General features: G+C 59.7%; 22 protein-coding genes. 1 reads left to right on the forward strand and 21 read right to left on the reverse strand.

Going from position 1 to position 26,185, the window contains the following annotated elements:
• Nucleotides 1–204: 204 nt before the first annotated feature.
• Genes RMR13_RS11095 through RMR13_RS11140 form a run of 10 tightly spaced genes read right to left on the reverse strand, consistent with a single transcriptional unit; the run spans nt 205 to nt 12,845 of the window.
• A complete protein-coding gene (locus tag RMR13_RS11095) occupies nt 205–603 on the reverse strand; it encodes a YkgJ family cysteine cluster protein (protein WP_310600697.1) in 399 nt (132 codons plus the stop codon).
• Nucleotides 596–2,029 (reverse strand): sigma-54 dependent transcriptional regulator, encoded by a 1,434-nt coding sequence (locus RMR13_RS11100; protein ID WP_310600698.1) that lies wholly within the window; start codon nt 2,027–2,029, stop codon nt 596–598. Before RMR13_RS11100 ends, RMR13_RS11095 begins: the two co-directional genes overlap by 8 nt.
• Nucleotides 2,030–2,038: 9 nt before the next feature.
• Nucleotides 2,039–3,076 (reverse strand): dual specificity protein phosphatase family protein, encoded by a 1,038-nt coding sequence (locus tag RMR13_RS11105; protein ID WP_310600699.1) that lies wholly within the window; start codon nt 3,074–3,076, stop codon nt 2,039–2,041.
• Nucleotides 3,077–3,079: 3 nt separating this feature from the next.
• Entirely contained in the window at nt 3,080–5,596 is a 2,517-nt protein-coding gene (locus RMR13_RS11110; RefSeq protein ID WP_310600700.1) for a PEP/pyruvate-binding domain-containing protein, read from the reverse strand.
• 1 nt (nt 5,597) lies between these two features.
• Nucleotides 5,598–6,611 (reverse strand): thiamine-phosphate kinase, encoded by a 1,014-nt coding sequence (gene thiL, locus RMR13_RS11115; RefSeq protein WP_310600701.1) that lies wholly within the window; start codon nt 6,609–6,611, stop codon nt 5,598–5,600.
• Nucleotides 6,608–8,407, reverse strand: coding sequence for a phosphoenolpyruvate--protein phosphotransferase (gene ptsP / locus RMR13_RS11120; protein ID WP_310600702.1), 1,800 nt, complete (start codon nt 8,405–8,407; stop codon nt 6,608–6,610). The genes thiL and ptsP overlap by 4 nt, the downstream gene beginning before the upstream one ends.
• Nucleotides 8,391–8,678: an HPr family phosphocarrier protein gene (locus tag RMR13_RS11125; RefSeq protein WP_310600703.1), complete on the reverse strand. Its 288-nt coding sequence runs from the start codon at nt 8,676–8,678 to the stop codon at nt 8,391–8,393. Before RMR13_RS11125 ends, ptsP begins: the two co-directional genes overlap by 17 nt.
• Nucleotides 8,675–9,067 (reverse strand): hypothetical protein, encoded by a 393-nt coding sequence (locus tag RMR13_RS11130; protein WP_310600704.1) that lies wholly within the window; start codon nt 9,065–9,067, stop codon nt 8,675–8,677. The genes RMR13_RS11125 and RMR13_RS11130 overlap by 4 nt, the downstream gene beginning before the upstream one ends.
• A gap of 50 nt (nt 9,068–9,117) precedes the next feature.
• Nucleotides 9,118–10,791 carry a hypothetical protein gene (locus tag RMR13_RS11135; protein WP_310600705.1) on the reverse strand — a complete coding sequence of 558 codons (1,674 nt, stop codon included), beginning with the start codon at nt 10,789–10,791 and terminating at the stop codon, nt 9,118–9,120.
• Nucleotides 10,788–12,845 (reverse strand): ATP-binding protein, encoded by a 2,058-nt coding sequence (locus tag RMR13_RS11140; RefSeq protein WP_310600706.1) that lies wholly within the window; start codon nt 12,843–12,845, stop codon nt 10,788–10,790. The genes RMR13_RS11135 and RMR13_RS11140 overlap by 4 nt, the downstream gene beginning before the upstream one ends.
• A gap of 243 nt (nt 12,846–13,088) precedes the next feature.
• On the opposite strand from RMR13_RS11140, the gene RMR13_RS11145 reads away from it, so the two are divergent.
• Complete coding sequence (locus RMR13_RS11145; RefSeq protein WP_310600707.1) at nt 13,089–13,364, forward strand: hypothetical protein; 276 nt, start codon at nt 13,089–13,091, stop codon at nt 13,362–13,364.
• A gap of 230 nt (nt 13,365–13,594) precedes the next feature.
• Here the strand turns inward: RMR13_RS11145 and RMR13_RS11150 are convergent, their stop codons facing one another.
• From RMR13_RS11150 to RMR13_RS11200, 11 genes are read right to left on the reverse strand one after another with little or no spacing between them, the layout of a single operon-like run.
• Nucleotides 13,595–15,013, reverse strand: a complete 1,419-nt coding sequence (locus RMR13_RS11150; protein WP_310600708.1) for an NADH-quinone oxidoreductase subunit N — start codon at nt 15,011–15,013, stop codon at nt 13,595–13,597.
• 15 nt (nt 15,014–15,028) lie between these two features.
• On the reverse strand, nt 15,029–16,549 hold the full coding sequence (locus tag RMR13_RS11155) for an NADH-quinone oxidoreductase subunit M (RefSeq protein ID WP_310600709.1): 1,521 nt from the start codon (nt 16,547–16,549) through the stop codon (nt 15,029–15,031).
• Nucleotides 16,550–16,563: 14 nt separating this feature from the next.
• Complete coding sequence (gene nuoL, locus RMR13_RS11160) at nt 16,564–18,477, reverse strand: NADH-quinone oxidoreductase subunit L (RefSeq protein ID WP_310600710.1); 1,914 nt, start codon at nt 18,475–18,477, stop codon at nt 16,564–16,566.
• A gap of 4 nt (nt 18,478–18,481) precedes the next feature.
• Nucleotides 18,482–18,778 (reverse strand): NADH-quinone oxidoreductase subunit NuoK, encoded by a 297-nt coding sequence (gene nuoK, locus RMR13_RS11165; protein WP_309412555.1) that lies wholly within the window; start codon nt 18,776–18,778, stop codon nt 18,482–18,484.
• On the reverse strand, nt 18,775–19,260 hold the full coding sequence (locus RMR13_RS11170) for an NADH-quinone oxidoreductase subunit J (RefSeq protein WP_310600711.1): 486 nt from the start codon (nt 19,258–19,260) through the stop codon (nt 18,775–18,777). The genes nuoK and RMR13_RS11170 overlap by 4 nt, the downstream gene beginning before the upstream one ends.
• A 28-nt stretch (nt 19,261–19,288) precedes the next feature.
• Entirely contained in the window at nt 19,289–19,813 is a 525-nt protein-coding gene (locus RMR13_RS11175; RefSeq protein ID WP_310600712.1) for an NADH-quinone oxidoreductase subunit I, read from the reverse strand.
• Nucleotides 19,814–19,826: 13 nt separating this feature from the next.
• Nucleotides 19,827–21,059 (reverse strand): complex I subunit 1 family protein, encoded by a 1,233-nt coding sequence (locus tag RMR13_RS11180; RefSeq protein ID WP_310600713.1) that lies wholly within the window; start codon nt 21,057–21,059, stop codon nt 19,827–19,829.
• A gap of 40 nt (nt 21,060–21,099) precedes the next feature.
• A complete protein-coding gene (locus RMR13_RS11185) occupies nt 21,100–22,662 on the reverse strand; it encodes a 2Fe-2S iron-sulfur cluster-binding protein (protein WP_310600714.1) in 1,563 nt (520 codons plus the stop codon).
• A gap of 18 nt (nt 22,663–22,680) precedes the next feature.
• The gene (gene nuoF, locus RMR13_RS11190) at nt 22,681–23,952 is read right to left on the reverse strand and encodes an NADH-quinone oxidoreductase subunit NuoF (protein WP_310600715.1); all 1,272 of its coding nucleotides are present in this window, start codon (nt 23,950–23,952) and stop codon (nt 22,681–22,683) included.
• A 13-nt stretch (nt 23,953–23,965) separates the two neighbouring features.
• Nucleotides 23,966–24,472 carry an NAD(P)H-dependent oxidoreductase subunit E gene (locus RMR13_RS11195; RefSeq protein WP_310600716.1) on the reverse strand — a complete coding sequence of 169 codons (507 nt, stop codon included), beginning with the start codon at nt 24,470–24,472 and terminating at the stop codon, nt 23,966–23,968.
• Nucleotides 24,469–26,184 (reverse strand): NADH-quinone oxidoreductase subunit D, encoded by a 1,716-nt coding sequence (locus tag RMR13_RS11200; RefSeq protein WP_310600717.1) that lies wholly within the window; start codon nt 26,182–26,184, stop codon nt 24,469–24,471. Before RMR13_RS11200 ends, RMR13_RS11195 begins: the two co-directional genes overlap by 4 nt.
• Nucleotide 26,185: the final 1 nt, after the last annotated feature.

Raw genomic sequence — 26,185 nt, forward strand, 5'->3', positions numbered from 1 at the left:
TTGCACATCCGATGCCAACTGGCAACGGCGCCATTACAAAATTTAATACATTGATATACTTATATTTTATCGAAGAAAAAATCAACGGACAGGAGCAAGGGAATCGCCCCGCACCCCGCGCAGGCGCAACAAATATGATGCAGGGCAACAAAGAAGAGGCACCGGCCGCAATGGACCGGACAGGGTCCGAGCGGACGGACGGGATCAGCGGTGCTCGTCCTTGGGCGTGGTCAGGATGCGTTCGACCCGGGGCTGGATGAGTTCCAGCAAGCCGGGATTCTCCAGGTACGGGCACGGCCGGTCGTAGGGAAAGTCGCGGCACTGCCGGGGCCGGGCTACGTGCACGGTGCAGCGTTTGCACATCCGGTCGTCGGCCAGCAGAGGGCAGGAACCGTCCTCCCTGGTCAGGAAGGTGTTCTTGTTTTCCAGGTAGCGGCGGCGGAACTCGCCATCACTGATCCCGAAATGGCGAGCCAGGCGGTTGATGTCCTGTGCATCCAGGTACAGGGTGGCGCCGGGCAGGCGGTAGCAGCAGTAACCGGGGCAAAAATTGCAATAGGATTTGTTGCGCGCCAGGACGTAGGGAGTTGGTTGCTTATCCATCGCGATAGGTCCTCGAATCGATATTGTGCCGCCGCAGCAGCCGTTGGAATGCCTGCCGTTCCATGCCGCAGTCGCGCGCCGCCGCCGTGACGTTGCCACCGGACGCACGCAGGGCCTGGGAAAGGTAGGCGGCGTTGAACCGGTGCAGCAGCGCATTTTTTGCCTGTTGATAGGAAAGCCGGGCAAGGGATGCGGCCGCGATGTCATCCGGGAGATCCATTGCCGCCCCCAATGCCGGCGGTTTTTCCATCTCCTCCCAAAGATCCGCCGGCTCGATCACCCCTTGGTCGCACAGGAGCACGCCTCGGTTGATCGTATTCTGCAACTCGCGGACATTGCCGGGCCAGCTGTGCTGCATCAGCGACTGGAGCGCCTCGGTGGAACATTCCAGGGGCTCGCGGCCGTATTCACGACTGTAGCGATCCAGAAAATGTTGGGCCAGCAGTGGGATGTCGCTGGCAATGGCCGCCAGGTTGGGCATGGTCACGGTCATCACCTTGAGGCGGTAGAAGAGGTCCTCCCTGAATTCGCCCCGGCGGATCTTGGCCTCCAGGTCCTGGTTGGTCGAGGCGATGACCCGGACATCGACCCCGAAGGTCCGATTTTGCCCCAAGGGCTGCACCTCCTTTTCCTGGAGAACCCGCAGCAGCTTGGTCTGGACGCTCACCGGGATGTCGGCGATCTCGTCGAGCAGGATGGTGGAACCGTCGGCCTCGGCGAACAGGCCGGTTTTATCGCGGTCCGCCCCGGTGAAGGCTCCCTTGCGATAGCCGAACAGTTCGCTTTCCAGAATATGCTCGGGCAGGGCCGGACAGTTGACGGTGACCATCGGCCGGCTGGCTCGCGACGAGAGCCGGTGGAGCGCCTTGGCCGCCAGTTCCTTGCCGGTGCCCGATTCGCCGCGGATGAGCACGGTGACGTTGCTCCGGGCCACCCGGCGCAGCAACTCCAGGGTCTGTTGCAGCCGCCGCGAGCGGCCGACAAAGCCGTGGTCGTGCTCCTGCCCCGAGAGCCGATCCTGCAACCTGGCGTTTTCCCGCATCAGCCGGGTCCGCTCCACGGCCCGGTCGAGGGCACGGAGAATCCGCTCGTTGTCGAAGGGCTTTTCGACAAAATCGTAGGCGCCGTCCTTGAGCGCCTGAACCGCCATTTCAATGGTGCCATGGCCGGTCATCAGTACCGTGGTCACCGCCGGATCGAGCGTGCGTATCCGCTGGAGAAAGGCCAGGCCGCCCATGCCCGGCATCTTGATGTCGGTCAGGACGGCGGCGGGCGGCTCGGCCTGCGCCTTGTCCAGGGCCTCCTCGGCGCAACGGGCCGTGACCGCCTCGTACCCGCCTTTCCTGGCCAGCATCTTGGCCAAAAAGGCAAGCAGATCGAGATCGTCGTCGACAACCAGAATGCAGGGGGGCTTGCTCGCGCTCATGGCCGCATTCTACCCGGTTTTGCCGCAGGCCGCCTGGAAATAAAGCTGGACGAACTTGCCGGAAACGGTGTCGGCCGAGGAAAACCGGAGCTCCGTGGCCAGGGGCATCCGGCCGGTCAGGATTTGATAGGCTTGGCGCGACAGCTCGGCCATGAGTCCGGCCACGGCTACGGCCACTCCGGCGTCGGTGGCCTGGCCGTAGCGGCACCGGGGCGGCCGGTCGGCGAAGACCTGGCAACGGCCGTCTGCCAGCAGCGGACAGGGAAGCGGAACGTGCGAAAAATGCGCGGCAAGCTCCTCCGTGGCCAGGCCGGGATACTGGCGGTGCAGGTCCTTCATGGTCTGGGCCAGGGCGACCGCCCGCTCGATCGCCGCCTGCCGCTGCCGCCGGGTCAGGCCCCGGTTGACCGCCTGACTGAGCGCCATGCTTTCGATCAGATCCAGGTCAAAGGGGCTGTGGCAGCAGGGGTGGTCATCAATCCCGCAACCGGTGTCGTGCGGCGGGCCGATCTGGGCATCGGCCCAGGCAATGGCCTGGGCGTAGGCCTCCAGCAGCGGTTCCACATCCGGCCGGGGGCGGTTGTCGATCCGGGGCGGGCCGGACTTGAGCGGGCCGGACTGCTTACCGTATCGCTTCAAAAAACGGCGCTGGGCAAAGGTGGACGGACTGGCGAGCCTGCCCTTCAACGTCTGCTCCGCACCCTTGAAATCGAATCCCCGGCGCAGCAGGTAGGCGGCGACAAAGGTGCCGGTGCGGCCCTGCCCCATCCGGCAGTGCACCAGCACCTTTTTGTCGAGATAAATGCTTTCGTCCAGCCAATCGAGGGCCTGCTCCATGGCCGCCAGATCCGGGGCGCATTCGTCCGCCACCGGCAGATAAAACACCTCGAAACCGCTGCTCTCCTCGATTTGGTGCAAATCGCAGAACTCGCCGCAGAGATTGACAATGGCCCGGATTCCCTGGGCGCGGATGGATTCCAGGTCCTCGTAGGACATGGGGGCATGGCCGGTGGCCAGATGATCGGTGATCCAGTGCAATCGGTACATGGGTCAGCGGGCTCCAATGCCTTTGAAAAACGCATCGATGTGCCGGTCGATCTCCTCTTCGCGCAGCGACAGGTCCAGCTGCTTGGTCAGCCCGAGCAGGCGGCCGAGACTCTCCAGTTGCAGGCGCAGTTCAACGGGCGGGCAACCCGACAGAGAAGCGTCGAGCAGCAGGGATTTGACCGTGACCGCAAACCCCAGGCGCTCAAGCACCTGCCGGAGCAGTTCGATCCGTGCCCGGCGGCCCTGTTCCGCGCCACCGCCGCCGGCAAACCGCAACCGGCAGTAGTTTGTCTGGCTGCGGTCGCCGCACAGGCAGTCGATCTGGGTGAAATGGAAGCCGAAACGCAGGTTGAGATTGACATAGTCGGCCCCGACCACCGCATACGAGGCAAAATGCTTGTCCGTCTCCGCCACGATCCCGCCGGACAGCGCCATGTCGCCAAACTCCTGCCAGTCGAAATGCGGATGCCGGTTCCATTCGATCTCCGGATGGCCAAGCCCCTGCCATAGGGCAAGAAAAGGGGTGGAATGCACCGACTCAAGAGCAATGGTGTCCGCGCCGGCATCGGCAAAACCGCCGCCAACGTCGAGCAACAAGACATCGAGCGGCACCGGGCTTGCCAATCGGCGGCAGCGGCTCAAAGCACCGCCGGAAATGTCGCCCAGGCCGAACATGGTCCGCATGGCCGTTTCATGGGCAAAACGGATGACATCGTGCAGCGAACGGCAGGCTTGGGGCCGAAATTCGGGGTCGGCGGGATCGAGCAGGTGCAGGGGGGTGATGTATTGAAGCAGAGCGCCCAGCCGGCGCCGGAAGGCGGAATCCGCCGGTGGCTGTCGAGCGCCATCGGCAAGCAGGGATTCGATCCGGCCGGGATACACGGCGGCGGTGCCGCCATCGACCGTCACTTCCATCCCTTGAGGCAAGGCGGCAAGGGCACCCTCGGCCTCCACCAACAGCACTACGCCGGATTCCCGGCAGACCGTGGCGAAATGGCCGGTGGTCGATCCCTGTTCGCAGACCACCGCGGCCAGGTTGGGCAGATGGCGAGCCAGGGAAGGAGGTAGGTGGCGGGTGACCAGCACCGTCTTCTCCGGTGGCGGATGATCGTCGGAGGCGGAAAAATGCCGGACCGTGCCGTGGGCGGCAAAGCCGGCCGCCCGCCGGGCACCGGCCAGCAGCGGCGGGCAGTCGATGGCCGGACCGGAAGCGCCCGACCGGGCAGGGGCAGCCTTTTCCAGGTGCAGCGGCCGAACCTGGAGCAGATACAAACGGCCGTCCGCGGTCAGGGTCCATTCGATATCCTGGGGCCCGTCAAAAAGGTGCTCCAGTTGCCGGGCCAGACGAACCAGCTCGGTTCCCTGTTCCGGATTGAGCGGCAAACGTGCCGCCTGTTCGTCGGCCAGCGGCACCTCGCACAAACGGTTGTCCACCAGGATCAGTTGATACCGCTGCCTGCCACGGGTTTGCTCTGCCGCAAGGTCGCTGTCGAACGGGTACGTCAGCACCGCGGGCACGGTCTCGCCGCCCACCAGGGGCAGGCCCAGGCCATGAACGGCGTGCAGCAGCAGGGGGCCGTCGCCGCTGGCCGGGTCGCGGGTGTAGACCACGCCGCTGGCCGCACCGTCGACCATCGCGGTCACCAAAACCGCCATCGCGGCCTCCTCGTCGCCGATCCCGGCACGAATGCGGTACAGCAAGGCCTCGGGCGTGTATTTCGACGCCACCACCTCCCGGTAGGCGGCAAGCAGGCCGTCCCGCCCCACTCCGAGCACCGAGCGATACTGGCCGGCAAAGCTGTGGACACCGTCTTCCAGCAAGGCCGAGGAGCGGACCGCCACCAGCGGCGCACCGCCCGGAGGCATCGTTGCCAGCCGGTCGTATTCGTCCAGAATGGCAGTTTTGATCCGATCCGGAATCTCGAGCTGCCGCACCAGGGTCATCAGGGCCTGCGAGGCGGTCCGCAGGCTGGTGTCGTCCTCGGGATCGATCCCGGCCAGGAGGAGGTCGATGGCCGGCCGCAACTGGTTGTGGGCCACCAGCAGGGAAAAGGTGGTGGTGGCGATGGTGAAGCCTTCGGGGATCGAGGCCTGGGCCTCCTGCTTGCTCCGCAGCAACTGGACGGCCTTGTTGCCGGCCAACCGGGGTTCGAGCGGCTGTTGGTGGTTGAGGACAAAGGGCGGGATTAGGAACTCCTCGGGCGGGGCCAGGAGCAGGCGGGCATAGAAATCGTATTTGTCGTAGTAGGCGCGCAACAGGTCCGACCGGCCGGGGTGCATCCGCTCCAGGGCGCTCACCATCCCGGCCACCGCCTTGCCGAACAAACGGTACCGGCCACGGGTGCGGGCCAGGTCCTCGTACCGGTTTTCGTGGTAGACGGCCTCGAACTCGGCCATCAGTTCGTGGCAGCGGCCGTCCAGGTCGAGCAGGATTTTAAAGGCTTCGTAGGTGTGCCGCACAACCCGGTCCGGGGCCCAAAGCCGCAGGGACCAGTGCTTGAACAGGGCACCGACCGGCATCCTAGTCCCCTGTCCGCTCGCGGAAATGATCGAACCCTTGATAGGCGATCCCCCGTTCCTCGCAGGTGCCGTCGGCTCGCCGCCTGAGCAGAACCACGCCTTCCCTCTCGACCACGGTGCCGACCGGCGTGGGCGCCAGCCCGCACTGGCGGCCGAGTTCAAGCAGCCGGTCGCGGGCTTCGGCCGGGGCGGTGAACAGCAGTTCGTAATCCTCGCCGCCGCCGATGGCCCACTGTTCCGGGTCGGCCCCGACCAGGCGGGCCGCCTCGACCAGGGCCGGCAAAAGGGGCAGCTCCCAGGCCGCGATCCGCGCCCCCACCCCGGACTGCTTGCAAAGGTGGGCCAGATCGGTGGCCAGGCCATCGGAAAGGTCCATCATCGCGTGCACCAGCCCGCTTTCGCCCAGACGCCGGCCCAGATCGACCCTGGCGGTGGGATCGAGATGCCTTGCCAGCAAGGGGGCAAAACCATCGCCGGCCCCGTCGAGTTGCCGGCGCAGCAGTTCCAGGCCCGCGGCGGCAAGGCCCAGGGGGCCGCTGACCCAGACGGTGTCGCCCGGCCGGGCACCGCTGCGGTAGATCACCCGCTCCGCCACTGCTTCGCCGATAACGGTCAGGGTGCAGTTGAAGCCCTGGGGACTGGCAACCGTGTCGCCGCCGATGAGCAGGCAGCCATACTCGCGGCAGCCATCGGTCAGTCCCCTGGCAAAGGCCTGGAACCAGGCTGGATCGAAGGTTTTGGGCATGCCGATGGAAAGGAGCGCGAAGACCGGCCGCCCGCCCATGGCCCCGATATCGCTGACATTGACCGAAACCACCTTGCGCCCCAGTTGTTCCGGCGGGTGGAAGGCGAGGTCGAAGTGGACCCCCTCGATCACGGTATCCATGGTCAACAGCCAGACCAGACGGCCGTCCTTCGCCACCACGGCGCAATCGTCGCCGATGCCCTTGATCAACCGGGCATCCTTCTGATCGGTCAAGGCGGCTATGTGGTCGATGATCTGGCGCTCGTTCATCCTTGATAGTACTCCTTGGGATAGAGCGTGCCCAATTCGCGGCCCAGCAGGTTGCGGACCTGGCCGCAGTCGCCGCACTGCAGCACCTGCTGGGCTATCTGCCGCAACTCGCTGCTGCGGCAATGGCGCAGCAGTCGCTTGACCTTGGGCACGATTGCCGGCCGCATCGACAATTCGTCCAGCCCCATGCCCATCAGCACCGGGGCGCACAGGGGATCGCCGGCCATTTCGCCGCAGAGCGAAACAGGAATGTTGTTGGCGTGGCCGGCCTCGACGGTCTGCCGAATCATGCGCAGCACCGCCGGATGAAACGGCTCGTACAGATGGGCGACATATTGGTTGCCCCGGTCGATGGCCAGCGAATACTGGATCAGGTCATTGGTGCCGATGGCGAAAAAATCCACCTCCGCGGCAAAGACATCGGCCATGACCACGGCGCTGGGCACCTCCACCATCATGCCGATTTCGACATCTTCGGCCACGGGATGGCCCTTGACCGCCAACTCGGTCAGCACCTCGGCGACGATTCCCTTCACCTGCCGCAGTTCCGCCGGTGCCGAAATCAGGGGAAGCAGAATCCGCAGCCGGCCATGGACCGAGGCCCGGAACAGCGCCCGCAGCTGGCTGCGGAACATATCCTGCTCATACAGGGAAAAACGAATGGAGCGGAGGCCGAGGGCCGGGTTGCGTTCCCGATCCAGCCAGGCCCTGTTGCCGGGAAAACGGTTGAAAAATTTGTCACCGCCCACATCGAGGGTACGTACGGTCACCGGGTAGGGGGCCATGGTGGCCAACAGTTGCTGGTAGGTGGTCACCAGCTGTTCCTCGTTCGGCGGCCGGCGGTTGTTGAAATAATCAAGTTCGCTGCGGAACAGGCCGATCCCCTCGGAGCCGAAACGGAGCACGGCCGGCAATTCCTCCAGCGTTTCGATGTTGGCGCTCAGCCGGACCGCAAAGCCGTCCACGGTTTCCGACACCAGATGGATATAGGCATCCAGCTCGTCGGCCAGGAGGCGGTTGCGCCGGTCGCTCTCCTGCACCCGTTGGATCTCCGCTGGGCCGGGATCGAGAACGATTCGGCCGCTGCCACCGTCGAGAATGATCAAGTCACCGGTGGCCAAAAGCGAGGTGGCGTGCTCGATGCCGACCACCGCCGGCAGGCCGAGAGAACGCGCCACGATGGCGGTATGGGAGGTGACGCCGCCCTTTTCGGTCAAAAAACCGTGCACATTGCCGGCCTGCATCCGTAAGGTGTCTTCGGGGGAAAAATCGTTGGCCACCAGGATGACCGGCCGGTCCTCGCCGGTCAGCGGACCGTGTTCCCGGCCGGAGAGCAGTCCGAAGACCCGGTCCGCCACATGCTTGATATCGGCAAATCGTTCCCGGATGTAGGGGTCGTCGATTTGGTCGAACCGTTCCTTGATCTCGCTCAAGGCCTGGGCCAAGGCCCATTCGGCATTGACGTTCTTGTGGCGGATGATCCCGATGGTCCGCTCGACCAGCATCCGGTCCCGGAGCATCAGCAGGTGGGAATCGATGATCGACAGGGCATCGGCCAGGTCGCCGGCCAGCTTTTCGCGCAGCTGCAGCAACTCGTCCCCGGCGGCCTGGACCGCGCCGGCAAAACGTTCGACCTCTTTTTCGATATGGTCCGCCGGCAGGTGGTACCACCCGGCCCGCAGGGTCTGACGCTTGAGCACCACCACGGTGGCGGCCACGATACCCGGGGACACGCCGATGCCCTGCAAGGTGCGGATCGGCGGGATGGTGTCGGCTTCCTTATCCGGCCCGGTCATGGCAGGCATCGTCCTGGGCATTGATGATTTCGGCGGCAGCGGCCAACGCCCGCTCCGCTTGCGGGCCTTCGGCCACCAGGCCCACGGCGGTGCCCCGCGCCAGGGCCAGGGACAACACATCGAGGATCGAACTGCATTCGACCCTGTCCTCGCCGTGGCAAAGGAAAAGACGCACGCCATGGCTGGCGGCAATGCCGGCGAGCCGGGTCGCGACCCGGCCATGAACTCCCCGTTCGTTGCCGACCAACACCATTTTTTCCGCCCGCATCATTTGACAATCCGCAGGCCCGGCCGCCGGCCGCGGTCCTTTGCCTGTCCCTTGCCACCGGGATCGGGCGGCGGGTCGAAGGCGGATCCGACCGGCCGGTGCTCAAGCCGGACTGCCTGGACAAACCGCCCTTCCCCGCCCATGGTGAAAATTTCCTGACCGGTGAACTGCGGGGTGCGCAACGTCCAGACCACTGTCTGGAGCGGCAGGGAAAGCAGGTGCAGGGTCACATGCCACCATTCCGCCTTGCGGGTTTCGTCGCGGACGATGTCGCCCACCACGGCATAAAGCAGCATTTGCGGTTGTTTGGCGGCGATCAGGACAATATCGCCCGGCTCCGTCGTTTCCTTGAACGGCAGCATTTTTTTCAACTCGGCAACCAATTGCTCCATAGCCACTCACCGTTTGCCTGTATGAGCAGGGGAAGGCCCGGACGGCCCATTCAATCCCCGCGCAAGGTATATTCCACTTCCATGTTAAGGGTATCCCCGGCCATGGATCCCCGAACTCGGCCGGTGGCAACGTTGTGGAGCCCGGCGAGCAGCGGCAGGCCGACCTCCCGGACAAACAGCCGCGTTTCGGGCGGCAACATCCGGTCCCACTCGCCCGTCTCCTTGGCCAGCAAGGTCAGCAGCGGCGCCAGCTGTTCGGCCACCTCGCCCACCCGAAGAAAAAGCGACACATTGCCCGGCCCGCTCTCGGGGCCGGAAGCCTTGCCTTGATGTCCGTCGAGGCGATCGGGCATCAACTGCCTCCGAACCGCCTCTGCCAGTTCCACGCTGTCGGCCAGGATCAAATGCTGCGCCAGCAGGGCGCAAGCCGGTTGCAACAGGCCGCCGGCCAACATCACCGAGTCGATTTCCAAATCGCCGGACTTGACCTTGATCACCTGGAGGCGAGCCTCCATCTGCGCGATCATGGCCGCCATTGCCGGGCGGTCGCGCAGGGCAAGGAGCAGGCCTCCCATGAAGCGGGACGATTGGTGCGCCACCTGCTGTTCGGTTATCATTACCCCGAACTCATCACCAAAGACATCAAAAAAATCGTCCAACGACTTGCCCGTGGCTTCGGAGAGCTGTTGGCCGATCAAGGCCATCAGGGCCGAGACATCGTCGCCGGCCTTTTGTCTGACAAAATCCCAGAGGTATTTCGACTTGAACCAATTGGTCCACAAGGCGAGTTTCACCTCCGGCGGCATCGGTTCCATCGAAGGTTGACGAATAGGCGCGGACAATGCATGCCGGGTCAGGAAGGCGGCTGTCGATGCCGGGTCGACCAGGGCGTTGAACTCCAGCCGGATTGTGTTCGAGGCGGCACGGCCGCTGAAGGCGAGATGCCGGGGCAGCAAGCCGCCGCTTTCGGTCTCGACCGCCTGCACCAGCGGCATCCGCCGGTGAAGTCCCTTGAGATCGACATAACAAAAAATATCGGCGCGCTCCTTGCCGAGCTGGCGCAACCGCAGATATGTGGCATTCGTGGCCAGAGAGACCTCCTTTTGGATCATCCGCCGGAGTTTCTGGTCGATGCAACGCCGAAGCAGCTCCTGTTCGCAGGCGGCGAGCACCACATTGCGGTGCCGCCAATAAAAAAACTCCTGTCCGTCGTCGGCAGCCAGATGCCGGAGGGTTTCTCCCTGATAGCTGACGGGCTGGCGCGTTTGCAGGCGTGCGAGCATTTCCTCGAAGCGCTGTTCGGCTTCGTGGTCATCGATTCGTACCGCCACCATCCACTGCCGGGATACAGCAAATTCGGCTTGCCCGGCACGTTCCGGCAACAAGGCGAAGGTGGCGCCATGGTCAAGCAGGGAGGAGATGAGCGGATGCTTGGCCAATGCCTCTCCGGCGGCGATCATCTTCCGGGTCTCGGCGATCAAGGTGTCGCTGCCGCCCATCTGCTGCAGGAATTTGTACCATGTCGCGGCCGAGATCGACTTCCCGTTTTGCCCGGATCGCCCTGGTCCAGCCAAGCGGATCGGACGCTCGACCTCCAGAAAAAGCAAGGTGTTCTCGGGAAGGTAATCGACCAGATCGATATCGAGCACCGGCCGTACAGCCAACAGGAGGCCGCTCACCGCCAGGACCAGGCACAGCAGAATCAGAGCCAGGAGCCGGGTCATGGGCCATCTCCCTTGTCATCAAAGCCCTGCCGGAAATCGGCGGCGGCCAGGAATTGGTTCAGCAGCCGTAACACCAGTGGACCGTCGATCGGCTTGGCAATGTATTCGTCCATGCCGACGGCCAGGCATTTATGCCGGTCATCGCTCATGGCGTAGGCGGTCATGGCAATGATCGGGATATGCTCTCCGGTCGCCGCCTCGGCCTCGCGGATGCGGGCCACCGCTTCGTATCCGTCCATTTCCGGCATTTGGATATCCATGAGAATGCAATCGAAACCACCGCCTCGCCAGGCTTCCACCGCCTCGATCCCGCTGCGGGTTGTCGTCACCCGGAAACCGGCCTGGTCCAGGAGGGCATTGATGAGGACGGTATTGATGTATTCATCCTCGGCCACCAAAATATGTCCCTTGCGTCCCTTCGGCAGATTCCGCCAATTACAGGCCGTGGTGGTGTCGGCCGATGGCGGCCCCTCCGAATGTTCCATCAAGGGGAGGGCAAAGGCGAAGGTGGTGCCCTTGCCCGTTTCGCTGTCGAACCAAATTTTACCGCCCATGAGTTCGACCAAACCTTTGCTGATGGACAATCCCAGCCCCGTGCCCCCAAAGCGGCGGCTATGGGAGGAATCGACCTGGGCAAAGGATTCGAAGACCTTGTCCCGGTAGGCGGCGGGAATGCCGATACCGGAATCGGAGACACTGAATGCGAGAGCCGGCGGTAGATCCTGGCGGCCCGGTTCGTATCGGAGTTCGAGGCGCACAAATCCTTTCCTGGTGAACTTCAAGCTGTTATCGGCAAGATTGGTCAGCACCTGCATGAGCTTGTCCTGATCGCCCACAATCAGCGCCGGGACAGCCGGATCCACGATCATCTGCAATTGCAGACCTTTCCGGCGTGCCGTGGGTTCCATGGGTTGAACGATCTCCCGCAGCAAGCCGCGCACGTCAAATGAACGGTACTCCAGTTCGAAGCGGCCGGCCTCCAGTTTGGAAAAATCGAGGATGCCGTTGATGATGGTCATCAGCCTGCGGGCTGAGCGCCGGATCAATTCCAGGTGATTGTTGCGGATTTTCTCCGGCATGTCGCTATGGAGCAGCAGATTGACCAGGCCGATGATGCCGTTCATGGGAGTGCGGATCTCATGGCTCATGTTGGCGAGGAATTGTCCCTTGGCAAGACTGGCCGCTTCGGCGGCGCTACGGGCCTCCATCAATTCGCGTTCGGTTGTTTTCCAGCGGGACACATCCTCGATGACCCACACGGTCCCGCGGACCAGACTGGTACGGTCAATCGCCTTGCCGCTGAGGGTGCAGGGAATGAGGGTCCCATCCTTTTTTTTCAGATCGTACTCGATTTGCTCGATATTGCTCTCCATGAGCCGATGCAGATAACGACGGGCAAATCGCCGAAAGGCACGGCGGCCGGCAAACAGGCAGCGCACCGAGTTGCCGATCAGTTCATCCCGGCCATAGCCGAACATTTCGTCGACCCGTTTATTGGCGTTGGTAATGAGCCCGTCTCGCACCAAGACGATGCCAACGAGACTGGTGCTGAAAATGGTTTCCAGTTCCTGAACCGAGGCCTGGTGCGCGGCGTGTGCCCGATCGCTCTCTTCCTGACCGGCGCGCACCTGCCCTGCCAGCCGCCGCTCGCGAGCGGCGTTGAGGACGACGTTGACGGACAAGGCGCCGAGGGCCACGATCACACTCCATAGCAAGACGACCTCCAGCCAGGGAAAGGGCAAGGGTGCCAACAGCGCGATCTGCCATCCTGGAATGTCAAGCGAGCGCAAGGCAACCGTCGCCCGCATGCCATTGTATTCGACAATCGATTGACGCAGCGAAAAAGGCAGGACATGCAGGTTCTGATCGCCGAACTGTCTGCTGCGCTTGATCGCCTCCAATCGGTCCGGTGTAACCGGCAGGGCGGCACCAAAGAGCCATTGCTTCCTGGAGGAAGAGAAGACGATGCCGTCGGGAGACAACAGCAAGGCCTCAATCTTGTTCGGAAGCGTGGAAAAATAATCGTCGAAGACCGTGGAATTGGCTTTTATCACCGCAACGCCGACGGGCGGCTGCCCCTGCCCGACGGCATAAATCGGCGCACTGAAATAAACCCCCCGGACATCGGTTGTCACCCCGAGCCCAGGAAATACTGTCGGGAAACCAGCAATCGCCTGCGTGAAATACGGCCTAAAACCATAATATTTCTCCGTCAAATCTTCTATTGCCGTTGCGCTGGAAAAACTCACCACCTGTCCTTCCGAGTTCATGACATACACCAAAGAAGCATTGAGCAATTGCCTGGCGGTGTCGAGAACCCGCTGAAGTTCCGCGCTATCGCCTGGGGAGTTGCCAACGCAGACAGCAACCGTTTCTTCTCTGGCGGCCAGGCTTTTGCTCGAATCGGAATAGTATTGAACAATGAATCTATTCAACTCGCGGGCAAAGTTGTCGACCAGGGGGCGTTGTTGTTTTTGCTGAAACAACAACGCGATATGGTCACAGGCAAAATAAACGAAGAGCGAAGCCAGAGAGACGCTCACGGCAATCGCAATAAGCCTGAAGCGCAATGAGGTGCGTTCCGGAGAAGAATCAGTGGTGGGAGCGTACGTGTCGGTCATCAAGCTAGGCAAGGCGATTGGGCCAGACGATGGAATCAGCGCAAGGCGGTTCAGAAAGAAAATCTCAACAGCCAGGACCTGGGGGTATTCATACCTCTTCAGCGCCAAGAAAAAAAGGGGAAGGAGAGGCGCATCGCCTCTCCTTCCCCTTTTGAAACAGGAAGGAATGGAAAGAAGTCAGATCAAACCGCGATAGGATACAGGCTGATCGCAAAAACACAAAGGACGAGAACAAAGGTGCAAGCCGGCGCCCAGCAGGACTCTGCGGGCTCGTCAAACTGTTCCTCGGCCTCTTGGAAATACATGGCAATGATCAGACGGAGATAATACCACATGGAAATAATGCTGCTCACAATACCGAGAACGGCCAAGGTTACCTCACCGGCATTGATAGCGCTGGTAATGATGTAAAATTTCCCCATGAAGCCCGCGGTCGGCGGAATGCCGGCCATGGAAAGCAGGAAAACGGAGATAGCCGCCGCCGAATAGGGCCGCGCCTTGGCGAGTCCCTTGAAATCGTCAAAGGTCTTCCTTGCTTCCCCCTTACCGCCAAGATAGGAAAGCGCGGTGAAGATGCCCAAGGTGCCGGCTGCGTAGGCGGCCAGATAAAAGGCGATCACACTGCCGGTGAAGTCCTTGGTGCCGACGGCGACCAGGGCAATCAGCAGATAACCGGAATGGACGATACCGGAAGCCGCCAGCATCCGTTTCAACGATTGCTGTCCAATGGCAATCAAGTTGCCGATGAACATCGTCAGCACGGAAATGTAGAACAGGAAGGTAATCCACTTCTGCTGCAGGGCGCCATCAATCACCAGGAAATTGGCGAACACGGCAAAGATGGCGGTCTTGAGACCAGTAGCCATGTATCCGGTCACAGGAACGGAAGCGCCGTCGTAGACATCGACCACCCAGGCATGAAAAGGAAAAGCAGCCGCTTTGAAGAGGAAAGCAACCATGATAAAGAAGGCACCGCCGATCATGGCCGGCGAGTGCAGCATGCCGTTGGTTGCCAAGTATTGGCCGATCTTGACGAATTTGGTGCTTCCAGCCGCACCGTAGACAAAGGCGCTGCCCATGGTGAAAAAAGCACCGGCAAAGGCCCCCAGCATGAGGTATTTCAAGACCGCCTCGGTGCTGATCACGTTCTTGCGGTCATAGCCAACCAAAATATAGATGGCCAGAGACATGATTTCCAAGGCAATGAAAACGGAAATCAACTCCTGGGCCATGGTCAGGAGCAGCATGCCGGAAGCTGCGAAAGCGGTCAGGCTGTAGTATTCCGAGCTGCAAAAATTATTGCGCTTGAAGTATGCCTGGGAGCTCAGGGAAGTAAAGAACCCACAGGCAAGGATGATCAATCCGGCAGCTTTGGAAAAATTGCTCGCTACCAGGATACCGTTGAAAGCTTCGGAAAAGGGTGCGACCTTGCCAGCAATGCAGAAGGAAAGCTGGACGAGAAACGCCACGGCAAAAATTCCTGCGCTACCATAGGCGGCAAGCTCATGCGTGAGTTTGTCATAGGTCGAGGCGATCATCAACAGAATCGCCCCTGCACCAACGATAATCAGTGGCATTAATAACATTAAATCGTTTGTCATGATTACAATCCGGCCTTATTTCTGTTCAATGGTGAGCCCAAGATTCTGGACGTTGGATGCAGGAATCTGTGCGACAACTGACGCTGGCTGAGCGAACTGCAATGCGGTTGAAGGTGTAATTTTGCTGAGAAAGGGATGGGGATAAATACCCATCACGATGATCAGAAGAATTACGGGCAAGAATACCAGACCTTCGACAAGGGTCAATTCCTTGAAATTTTCAGCACGGCTGCTGGTCTTCTCGAAAAAGACCCGCTGGAACATCCACAGCATGTAACAAACGCCGATGATCAGGGTCGTACCGGCCAACACGCCGATGACGGTGTTAAATTTAATCGCGCCGAGCACGATCATGAATTCACCGATAAAGCCGCTGGTGCCGGGAAGACCGACCGAAGCCAGCATGGCAATGGCGAAGTACAGCGCGAAAACCGGCGCCTTGGCCGCGATGCCGCCCAAGTCGTCGATGGTCCGGGTATTGGTCCGTTCCTCAAGAATGCCCGCAAACAGGAACAGCACGCCGGTGCTGGTCGCATGCGCGACGATCTGATAGATGCTGCCGGTCAGGGCCTGGAGGTTCATGCAGAAAACGCCCAAGGCAATCACCCCCATGTGGGAGGCGGAGGAAAAGGCGAGCATCCGCTTGAAGTCCTTTTGGGCGATCGCCGCCAACCCGCAGTACATCATGCCGATAACTCCGGCATAGGCCAGCAGGATGGCAAAGCGGGCAAACTCCAGATCAAACACCGGAACAACGAAGCGAATGACCCCGTACACACCGATCTTGGCCATGACCGCGGAGAGCACGAAGGTCGCTGCCGTCGGCGCCTCGGTGTAGGCATCGGGCAGCCAGGTGTGGAAGGGGAAGAGTGGAATCTTGATGGCAAAGGCGATCATGAAGCCGAAGAACGCGACTGCCGCCACCTGCCCGGTGAGATTGAGCTGGGCCATTTTATCCATGGCGAAGCTCCACTCGTTGAACTGAGCATGGTAGCTGACCCCGAGATACACGATGGCGGCCAGCATCAGCAGCGATCCGGCAATCGTGTACAAGGTGATTTTCAAGGTCGCCGGCAACCGGCGCGGTCCGCCATAAAGGCCGAGCATGAAGAAAACCGGCAGCAGCATCACCTCCCAGAAGATGTAGAAGAGGACCATGTCCGTGGCGCAAACCGCCCCGGCCATGGCTCCCTGCACGATCAGAAGGTTGGCGTAATATCCCTTTTCCTTGGTGCCGAAGACGAAATAAACAAGGGGCAGCAGCACCGAGCCGGCCATGAGGATGAACAGGCTGATGCCATCGACGCCAAGGCCATAGGAAATGCCCAGCGACTCGATCCATGGAATGTTTTCCACGCATTCGAGCAGTCCCGTTCCCTTGAACCCCATGTATAGGTCAAGGCTCAGGATGAGCGTGGCCAGGGAAATGGCAAGCCCCGTGAATCGGGCGATCACCTTGCTTGCCGGTGTGGCAAGCAGGAGCAGCCCGGCGATAATGGGCAGAAAGATTATGACGGAAAGGACATGTTCAAACATTCTTTCACCTTCTATCAGTTCAACGATTGAGAAAGGAGCAGGCTCATAATACTCAGCCCAAGGACCATATACAGCGCGTAGATCCTGACGTAGCCCACTTGGAAGACCTTAAAGGCGGTGCCAAGTACCATGTACAATCTGGAGACGCCCTTGATCGGGGCATCGGTGACATTGGGTTCGATCACCTTCCAGATGCTGGAGCCGATAGCTTTGTAGGGTTGAACGATGATCCTGTCATACAGTTCATCAACATAGAACTTGTGATAGGCAAAGTCGGCAAATCCTGAAAAGGACGGTTCCGGAGCACCTTGTCCGAATTTGCCGTAGGCGATCTTGATACCGATGGCAAAGGCCACGACGCTGGCGCCGATGGCAAGTATTTCAACGAAAAGATTGCCATGGGGATGCTGCTCCGACAGACTCGGCGCCAGCCAGTGGGAAACGATCTGGTCACCACCGAAAATACCGGGCAGGTTGAGGAATCCGGCAAAGAGCGCGCCCACCGCCAGGATGATCAGGGGGACGGTCATCACATTCGGCGCCTCGCTGGCATGCTCATAGGCGTGTTGATCACGCGGCTCGCCATGGAAGACGACGAAAATCATCCGGAAAGTGTAGTAGGCCGTCATTCCGGCAACCAGCACGCCCACGGCCCAAATGCCGAAGTGGCCGGTAGCCAGGGCGCTGTACAGGATCTCGTCCTTGCTGAAGAAGCCGGAGAAGGGCGGGCAACCGGCCAGGGCCAAGGCGCCGATGACCATGGTAATGTAGGTCTTGGGCATCTTGTTTTTCAATCCGCCCATTTTCCAGATGTTCTGCTCATGATGCAGGGCATAGATGACCGCACCCGCGCCAAGGAAGAGCAGGGCCTTGAAAAAGGCATGGGTGAAGACGTGGAAGATGCCGGCCGAGTAGGCGGCCACGCCCACGCCGGCGAACATGTATCCCAGCTGGCTGACGGTGGAGTAAGCCAGCACCTTCTTGATGTCATCTTGGAACATGCCAAAGATTGCCGCCAGCAAGGCGGTGAGAATGCCGACCCAGGCAACGATGGTGCCGGCCAGTTCGACACCGGCATAGAGAAAACTGAAACGGGCGACCATGTAGACACCGGCGGTGACCATGGTGGCGGCGTGGATCAGAGCCGAAACCGGGGTGGGGCCGGCCATGGCGTCCGGAAGCCAGACATACAGGGGAATCTGGGCAGACTTGCCGGTGGCGCCGACAAAGAGCAACAGACAAACCGTCAAGGCGATGGCCGGTTCAAGGTGCTGAACATTGGCTTTCAAAGAAAGATAGTCGAAACCGTTGGCGCCGATCCCCCAGAACAGGAACGACATGCCCAAGACAAAACCGAGGTCGCCGACCCGGTTGACGATGAACGCCTTGTTGCCGGCCAGGACATTGGAACGATCCTCGCTGTAAAAACTGATCAGCAGATAGGAGCACAAACCGACGCCTTCCCAGCCAACGAACATGACCACCGGGCCGTCGCCCAACACCAGCACCAACATGCTGCCGAGGAACAAGTTCATGTAGGCGAAGAATTTGCCGTAGTTCTTGTCACCGCCCATGTAGCCGATCGAATAGATATGAATCAGCGAGCCGATGAAGGTGACGAACAGGAGCATCAAGCAGCTCAGGGGGTCGGCCAAGAATCCCATGTTAATATGGAGGTCGCCGACGCTGAACCAGGTAAAGGCCTTGTGGGTGAGGAAGCGTGCCTCCGGTGCCAGAGCCTTCAAGGCGACAAAAACCTTGAGCGCCAGGACAAAGGATAGAACCGGGCCGATGCAGGCCAGAATGCCGTACACCTTTTCCGGCAACGCGGTCCGCTTGCAGGTAAAGACGTGCAGCAGTCCGATGAGGACCGCACCCATCAAGGGAAAAAGCGGGATCAATCCCAGATAATTGACACTTTGTTCCATGGAATCACCCCTTCAACAAACTGAACACGTTGGTGTCGAGTTTGCCCTTGTGTTTGTGCAGAAGGATCACAACGGCAAGCGCTAGGGCCGCTTCAGCGGCGGCGACTGCCATCACCATCATTGCCAGAACGTGTCCATCCATGCTTTCATGCACCCGTGCAAAGGTCACAAAAGCCAGATTCGCTGCGTTCAGCATCAATTCGATGGACATGAACACGGTGAAAACGTTCCGCCTGGCGACAACGCCGACAATACCGAGGCAGAACAGGATAATGCTCAGATAGAGGTAGCAATGCATCATTTCGTGATCCCCCTTTTACCTGCAAGGATGACAGCACCGACCAAGGAGACCAGCAGAAGAAGCGACACAATCTCGAACGGGATCAGCCAGTCGCGGAACAAAAGCAGTCCTACTTCCTTGACGCCACCGAAGTTGCCGCCCATGATTGCGGTCGAATGTTCGGGCAGACTTTTGACAATCTTGGCCAGGAACAGACCGATGGGTACCACCAGGATTCCACCGCCCAACACATAGAGCAATTTCGTCTCTTCCTTGGGCAGGTCATCGGGTTGGATATTCAGGAACATGATGATGAAAACGATCAGTGACATGATCGCCCCGGCGTAAACAATCAGCTGCAGGGCAAAGATCAGCTTCGCTGACAGCAGTGCGTACAGTCCTGCCAGGGAAATCAGGGTCACAACAAAGCTCATCGCTCCGTTCATCGGGTGTCGGAACAGGACCAGTCCTACCGCACCCAACACGGCAAGCGCGGCAAACATTATAAATAGACCGTCGGCAAACATTGTATCAAGCGCCCCCTTTCTTGTACTCTTCTTCGGAAAAAGCACCCGGTGTGGCCAGCAGTGCATCGAGTCCCATGACAAACGACTGTCTATCGCTCCCGGTCACGGCAAAGATGCCGGTATCCATGCGGATGGCATCCATGGGGCAGGCTTCTACGCAGTAGCCGCAGTAGATGCACTCCAGCAAGTCGATATCGAACCGGACCGGCATTTTTTCGGTCCGCCCGTCCACGCGCTCGCCGGCTTCGATCATGATGCACTTGGCCGGACAGTTGGTCTGGCACATGAAGCAGGCCACGCATTTCATGGTGCCGTCTTCGTGCTTGGTCAACCGGTGCCGGCCGCGCCACCGCGCGGTGATCTCGGGTTTCTGCTCGGGATAATGCCGAACATAGAGTTTTGAGTTATCAAGGAAGTTGGAAATAAAGTGACCGAAGGTCACTGCCATCCCCTTGAAGATCTCGACTAGATACAGTCGCTCGTAAAGGTCTTTGCCTTTACGCTCCATTATTTTCACTTTTCCACTCATGCCAGCTCCTTTCTTAACTCAATGCAACCACGATTGCACTTGTGACAAAGATATTCAGCAGTGAAAGCGGCAGGAGAGTTTGCCAACCCAATTTCTGCAGCTGATCATAGCGAAAGCGCGGCAGGGTCCACCGTACCCAGACATAGACAAAGCACATGAGGGTTGTCTTGACCAGGAAGGTGACGATCTGCAACAAAGCGACCAAAATACGATCTGCAACACCACCTGAAACCGTGATGAGGTAGATGAAAAGAACAATTTCAAGCGCCGCAACCGCGCCCCAGAGGATTTTGGTGTAGATCTGGGCTTCCCGGACCCTGGGATCATCGGGACGGTCGTAGTGGCTTTTGTTGTTCTTGGCCATCCACAGGGCAAATACCCAAGCGAATGCGGGAATCAACAGCATGAGCAGGACGGTGAAGGCCCGGGCGTTGTTGACCAGGGTCTCGGTTGAGAACCAGGGGATCTGGTAACCGCCGAAGTACAGGGTGACGATGATCGCACTGGAAGTGAACATGGCCACATACTCGCCCATGAAAAACATGCCGAATTTCATCGAACTGTACTCGACATGAAAGCCCGCGACCAACTCGCTTTCACCCTCGGCCAGGTCAAACGGGGTCCGGTTGGCCTCGGCAAAGGCGGCGACAATGAAGATAATGGCGCCCAAGGGTTGCAGTACCACGCCCCACATCGGGATGAAGCCGAAAAGGAGCTGTCCTTGATACTGGGCGATCTCCGTCAGGTTGACCGTGCCGTAGACGACGAGCGCACTGATGATGGCCAGGCCCATCGGGATTTCATAGCTGATGACCTGGGCAGCCGCGCGCAGGCCGCCGAGAACGCCGTATTTATTGTGGGAAGACCAGCCGGCCAAAATAATTCCGTATACGGCAAAACCCGCCAGAGCCAGGAACCAGAGGATACCGAGATCCGTGGGAATGGCCTGCATGAGATATTTCTTGCCGTTGATGATCAGGGCATCGGCAAAGGGTATGGCGGCAAAGGAAATCACGGCAATGGTGAAGACAATGACCGGCGCCAGAACAAAATAAAATTTGTGTTTGACGTGGTCCGGAATGATGTCTTCCTTGGTGATCAGCTTGACCGCATCGGCGAGGTTCTGCACCAGACCGGCGGCCCTGAAGCCGAAGATGTTCGCTCGGTTGGGGCCCGATCTATCCTGAAAAAAAGCGGCGCCACGACGTTCCATCCAGACCAGAACCGCTATGAAGCAAAGCGGCACAAACGCTCCGAAGGCAACTCGGAGAACTATGAGAAGAATATCAAGCTGCGACATGGGCGACCTCGCTTTCAGTAAGTGCGATCCCTTCTGTCGGGATCTGTTCCAAATCGATATCCTTCAGGACAGCGACTGCGGCTTGCAAACCGGCCCGGGCTTCCTGATTATTCGCGATTTCGCCCCCAATGAGGTTCGTTACCTCAATCAAGCTCTTGAGCGGCTGATTTTTCGCCACGGCAATCTCGTACCGCTGGAGGCGGCCGTCACAGTTGATGAGGCTTCCCGAATCCTCGCTGTAGGATGCCACCGGAATCGCCACCGCGGACTTGGCCGCGCAGCCGGTCGCAGCACTCGAGATCGTGATCAGCTTGACATTGGCCAGCACGTTCGCCAACTGATCCTCGGCCAGGGAGCGGCCAAGGTCGTTCTGGAAGCTGATCAGCAGGTCGGCGCCGTTGAGCGCGGCATCGAATCCCGCCTTGGAATCATCGATGTTCAGCAGAGTAAACGCCGCCCGGTTGGCCGATTTGTCGTCCTGAATCAGAAAATCGTCTCCATCTCCCGCCTTGATGTAACCATCGCTGTACCCGCTCAGGGCAGCATTGATCGAGGCGGCAAATTGTTGGATGGCGTACATCTGCTCCAGAGAAGCGTTCGGCGACACCAACACCGCGATTTTAGTCGCACCGCTGACAGCCCGGCGGACGGCCTCGATCGCCTCGGCAAAACCGGCCTCGCGGCCGTCGACCTGGGAAGCAATCAGGCGGTCGTCGTTTTCCAGCTTATAGGTCATGCGGCCTTCGTCGCACATGAAATAGCCGTTGACCTTGTCGTTGAGCCGCGGCCGAAAGCGGTAGATGACATCGTCCTTGTATTTTTCTCGATTGTGGTCGATGAAAATGTTGCATCCTTTGCTGCAGCCCTGGCAGATGGACGGGCTCTTGGTGAGGAACCAGGCCCGTTGCTTGAACCGGAAATCGCGGCTGGTCATGGCCCCGACCGGGCACAGGTCAACCACGTTCAGGGCATAGCGGTTATTGAGCGGTCGCCCCGGGAAGATATTGACCCGGGCATAATCGGTCCGGTTGACGATTCCCAGTTCGCCGGTTTTGGTGACCAGACGGGTAAAGCGGACACAGCGGGCGCAGAGCACGCATCGTTCCTGATCGTGCACCACGCCGCAGCCGAAATCCATCTTCTTGGCTTTCAAAACCGGCTTGACGGTCATCCGGCTCGGCTTGCCGTCATACTTCATGTAATAATCCTGCAGCTTGCACTCGCCAGCCTGATCGCAGATCGGACAATCGATCGGGTGATTGATGAGTTCAAGCTCCATGATGTCGCGCTGGATCTTTTTAATCTTTTCCGCGTCCAACTGGACCTTCATCCCTTCGGCAACCTTGGTTTTGCAGGCAGGCACGAGCGGGGGCCGGCCATCCTCGATGCCGACCAGGCACATACGGCAGTTGCCGTCGGCACCTAGGGCGGGATGGTAGCAGAGATGCGGGATTTCGATCCCGATCGCGCCAAAGGCGTCGATCAGATTCTTCCCTGCTTCGACTTCTACTTCTTGACCGTTAACAAACAGTTTTACCTTCTCAGCCATGGTAAACCCTTATCCCTGTTACATCGCAGCCTGAGCCGGAGCGCCGCCTGCGACGTACGCCTCGAATTCATGCCGGAATTTGTTCAAGTAACTGCGCGTCGACATGGTGCATGCTGCCGAGAGGACGCAGACGGTCTTCATCTCAATGTTGTCGCACAACTCGGTCAGCAGATCGATATCGGCCGTGGTTCCCTCGCCCCGGATGATTTTCCGCACGATCTTCAGCATCCAGCCCAGCCCTTCCCGACAAGGCGTGCATTGACCGCAGGATTCGTGGTGGTAGAAGTAAATGAGGTTTTCCACCAGTTTGACCATGTCGACCGTGTTGTCGAGCACCACGATGCCGCCGGAGCCGAACATGGTCTTATGGGCGGCCATGGATTCGTAATCAAGGGTCACGGTCTGGGCCTCTTCCGGGGTCAAAACCGGGGTCGAACTACCACCGGGAATGACACCCTTCAGGGTCCGGCCGTCGCGCACGCCGCCCGCGACCTTCTCGATCACCTCAAGCAAGGGCAATCCCAGGGGCAGCTCATACATGCCGGGCTTCTTAACCAAGCCCGAGATACCGAACAGGTGGGTACCCGGACTCTTTTCGGTGCCGTAGGCCTTGTAGGCGTCGGGGCCATTGGCCAGGATGAACGGCAGGGAGCCGATACTCTGGACGTTGTTGATGATGGTCGGACAACCGTACAGACCCTCGACCGCGGGAAACGGCGGCTTGCTCCGCGGCTGTCCTTTTTTGCCCTCGATGGACTCGAGCAAGGCTGTTTCCTCGCCGCAGACATAGGCGCCCGCACCCCGATGGACCGTCACGTCGAGCTTGTAATCGTGGCCGGCGATGCTCTCGCCGAGATAACCGGCCGCATAGGCCTCATCGATGGCGGCCTGCAGGACCTTGACCTGGGTGGTGTATTCGCCGCGGATATAGATATAGGCGGCATGGCTCTTGATCGCATAGCAACAGATGATGATACCCTCGATCAGCATGTGCGGGTCGCGAACCAGGATGTAGCGGTCCTTGAAGGTGGCCGGTTCGGACTCGTCCGAGTTGACCGCCAGGTAGACCGGTTTATCGATATTTTTCGGCAGGAAACTCCATTTCAGACCCGTGGGAAAACCGGCGCCGCCACGACCACGCAATCCACTTGCCTTGACCACCTCGATGATTTCCTCGGGTTGCATGGCAAAAACCTTCTCCAGGGTGGAGTAGGCCCCGTGCTGCTTGGCAACGTCGATCTTGTTGGCGTCCGGGATGTCAAACCTGGCACTGAGTACTTGTACTTGCATCTGTTCGCTCTCCTTATTTCAGCGTGGCCAAGAGTTCTTTGAGTTTGGCGACATTCATGTCTTCATAGAACTCTCCGTTCACCTGGACCACGGGAGCGGTGCCGCAATGCCCGAGACATTCCACTTCTTCCAGGCTGAATTGTCCGTCCGCACTGATCTCTCCGGGTTTGATGCCAAGCTCCTGCTTCAGATAGTCGACAATCTCCTGCTTGCCGAGCAAATAGCAGGAAAGGGTCCGACATACGCAGATATGATTTTTCCCCTTGGGCTGCAGGTTGTACATGGTGTAGAAGGTGGCAGCCTCGTACACCATGCTGGGGAAGGTGCCGATGCGGTCGGCGATGAAGGCCATGGCCTCGGCGCTGATCCATCCTTCCTGTTCCTGCACGAGCCAGAGCGAAGGCAGAATCATCGATTCCCTGGTGGGATACCGCTTGACCAGCCGCTCGAATTCCGCATCCCTCTGCGCATCAAAAGCAAACGGTTTCCCCGTCTCTATTAGCTGTGATCGATCGCTCATCTGTCCAACTCTCCGCCAATGATATTGATGCTGCCGAGATTGATCACGGCGTCGGCAATCATTTCACCTTCAACCATTTCGTGGTATCCGCTCATCATATAGAAGCACGGCGGACGCACCTTGCACTTGTACGGCCGGCCGGAACCGTCGGAAACGAAATGGAAGCCCAACTCGCCGTTGGCGGCCTCGAAGGAGTCGTACCACTCTCCGGCCGGGACCTCCACGCCTTCAAACACCAGTTTGAAGTGGCTGGCCAGGCCCTCGATATTCTTGTAGACCTCTGCCTTGGCGGGAAGAGTGACGTTGTTGTCGCTGACCGTCACCGGTCCCTTGGGAATGCGCTTCATCGCCTGGCGGATGATGCCGATGCTCTGGAAGATTTCCTCGTAGCGGATCATCAACCGATCGTAGATGTCGCCCTTGGAGCCGAGCGGGATGGTGAAATCGAAGGTGTCGTAATAGTAGTACGGGTTGTCCTTGCGCAGATCGAAGGGAACTCCGCTGGCGCGCAGACAGGGGCCGGTATAGCCGTAGGACAGGGCCCGATCGGCCGGCATGACGCAGACGTTCTGGGTCCGGTCGTGGACGATCCGGTTTTTCAGCACCAGCTTGAGTGAATCGGTGGTCCCTTTCTCGATGTCCTGCAGCTGTTTTTCCATGTCGGCTTCCCAGCCTTCATAGAAATCGCGGTACATGCCGCCGATCCGGGTGAAGGAACTGGTGAGGCGGGCGCCGGTCAGCCGGCTGATGAAATCGTAGGAAGCCTCTTTCTCGTTGTAGAGATACCAGTAGTTGGTCAAGCCGCCCATGTCGACCAGGTTGGCGGCAATGCACACCAAGTGGTCCTGTACCCGGAAGAACTCGGACAAAATGACCCGCATGAACTTGGCCCGCTCGGTGATCTCGATCCCGAGCCAGGACTCGACCGCCTTGGCATAGGCGATGTTGTTCATCAACGCCGAGCAGTAGTTGAGCCGGTCGGTGAGGGGAATCACCTGGTTGTAGGTCCTGTTCTCGGCAGTCTTTTCGAAGCCGCGGTGGAGATAGCCGATCTCGTTGACATTGGCGAGGATGGTTTCGCCGTCAAGGGCGGTGAGAATACGGATCGCACCGTGGGTTGCCGGATGGGAAGGTCCGAGATTGAGATACATGATCTCGGTGTTGATATCTTCCATCAGGCTCTGGTCGACACCGTTGCGCGCCAATTGGGCCTTAATTTCCTTTTCCAGGCTGTCGCTCTCGTAGCAGACCTGGCCCTGGAGGATATTGTAGTCCTTCCGCAGGGGATGCCCCTGGAACTGCCAGTGATTGAGGATGCGGCGAAGATCCGGATGCCCCTGGAAATTGATTCCGTATTGGTCGTAGGCCTCGCGCTCGCCCCAATTGGCCGAAGACCAGAGCGGGGTTGCCGAGGGCACTCCCGTTTCCGGGTCGGCGACCGGAGTCCGGACCTGGACCAGCATGTTCTTCTCCCAGTTCCGCAGGGTGTAGACCACATAAAAACGCGCCTCCTGCTGCACCGGGTATTCGAGGTAATCGACCGCGGTCACGTCAAGAAGCAATCCGAAATTGAGCGCCGGATCATTTTTCAGGCGGGCAAGCGTTGGTTCGAGTTGCGCAGGCTGCACCGTCAGCACCACCGCCTCGACCGAAGTCGTGCAGGATGCATCCGGAAACGCGGCCTGGAGTACTTCTAGTGCCGTCGTATTCATA

This window comes from Desulfobulbus sp., assembly GCF_031547805.1.
Lineage (GTDB): Bacteria > Desulfobacterota > Desulfobulbia > Desulfobulbales > Desulfobulbaceae > Desulfobulbus.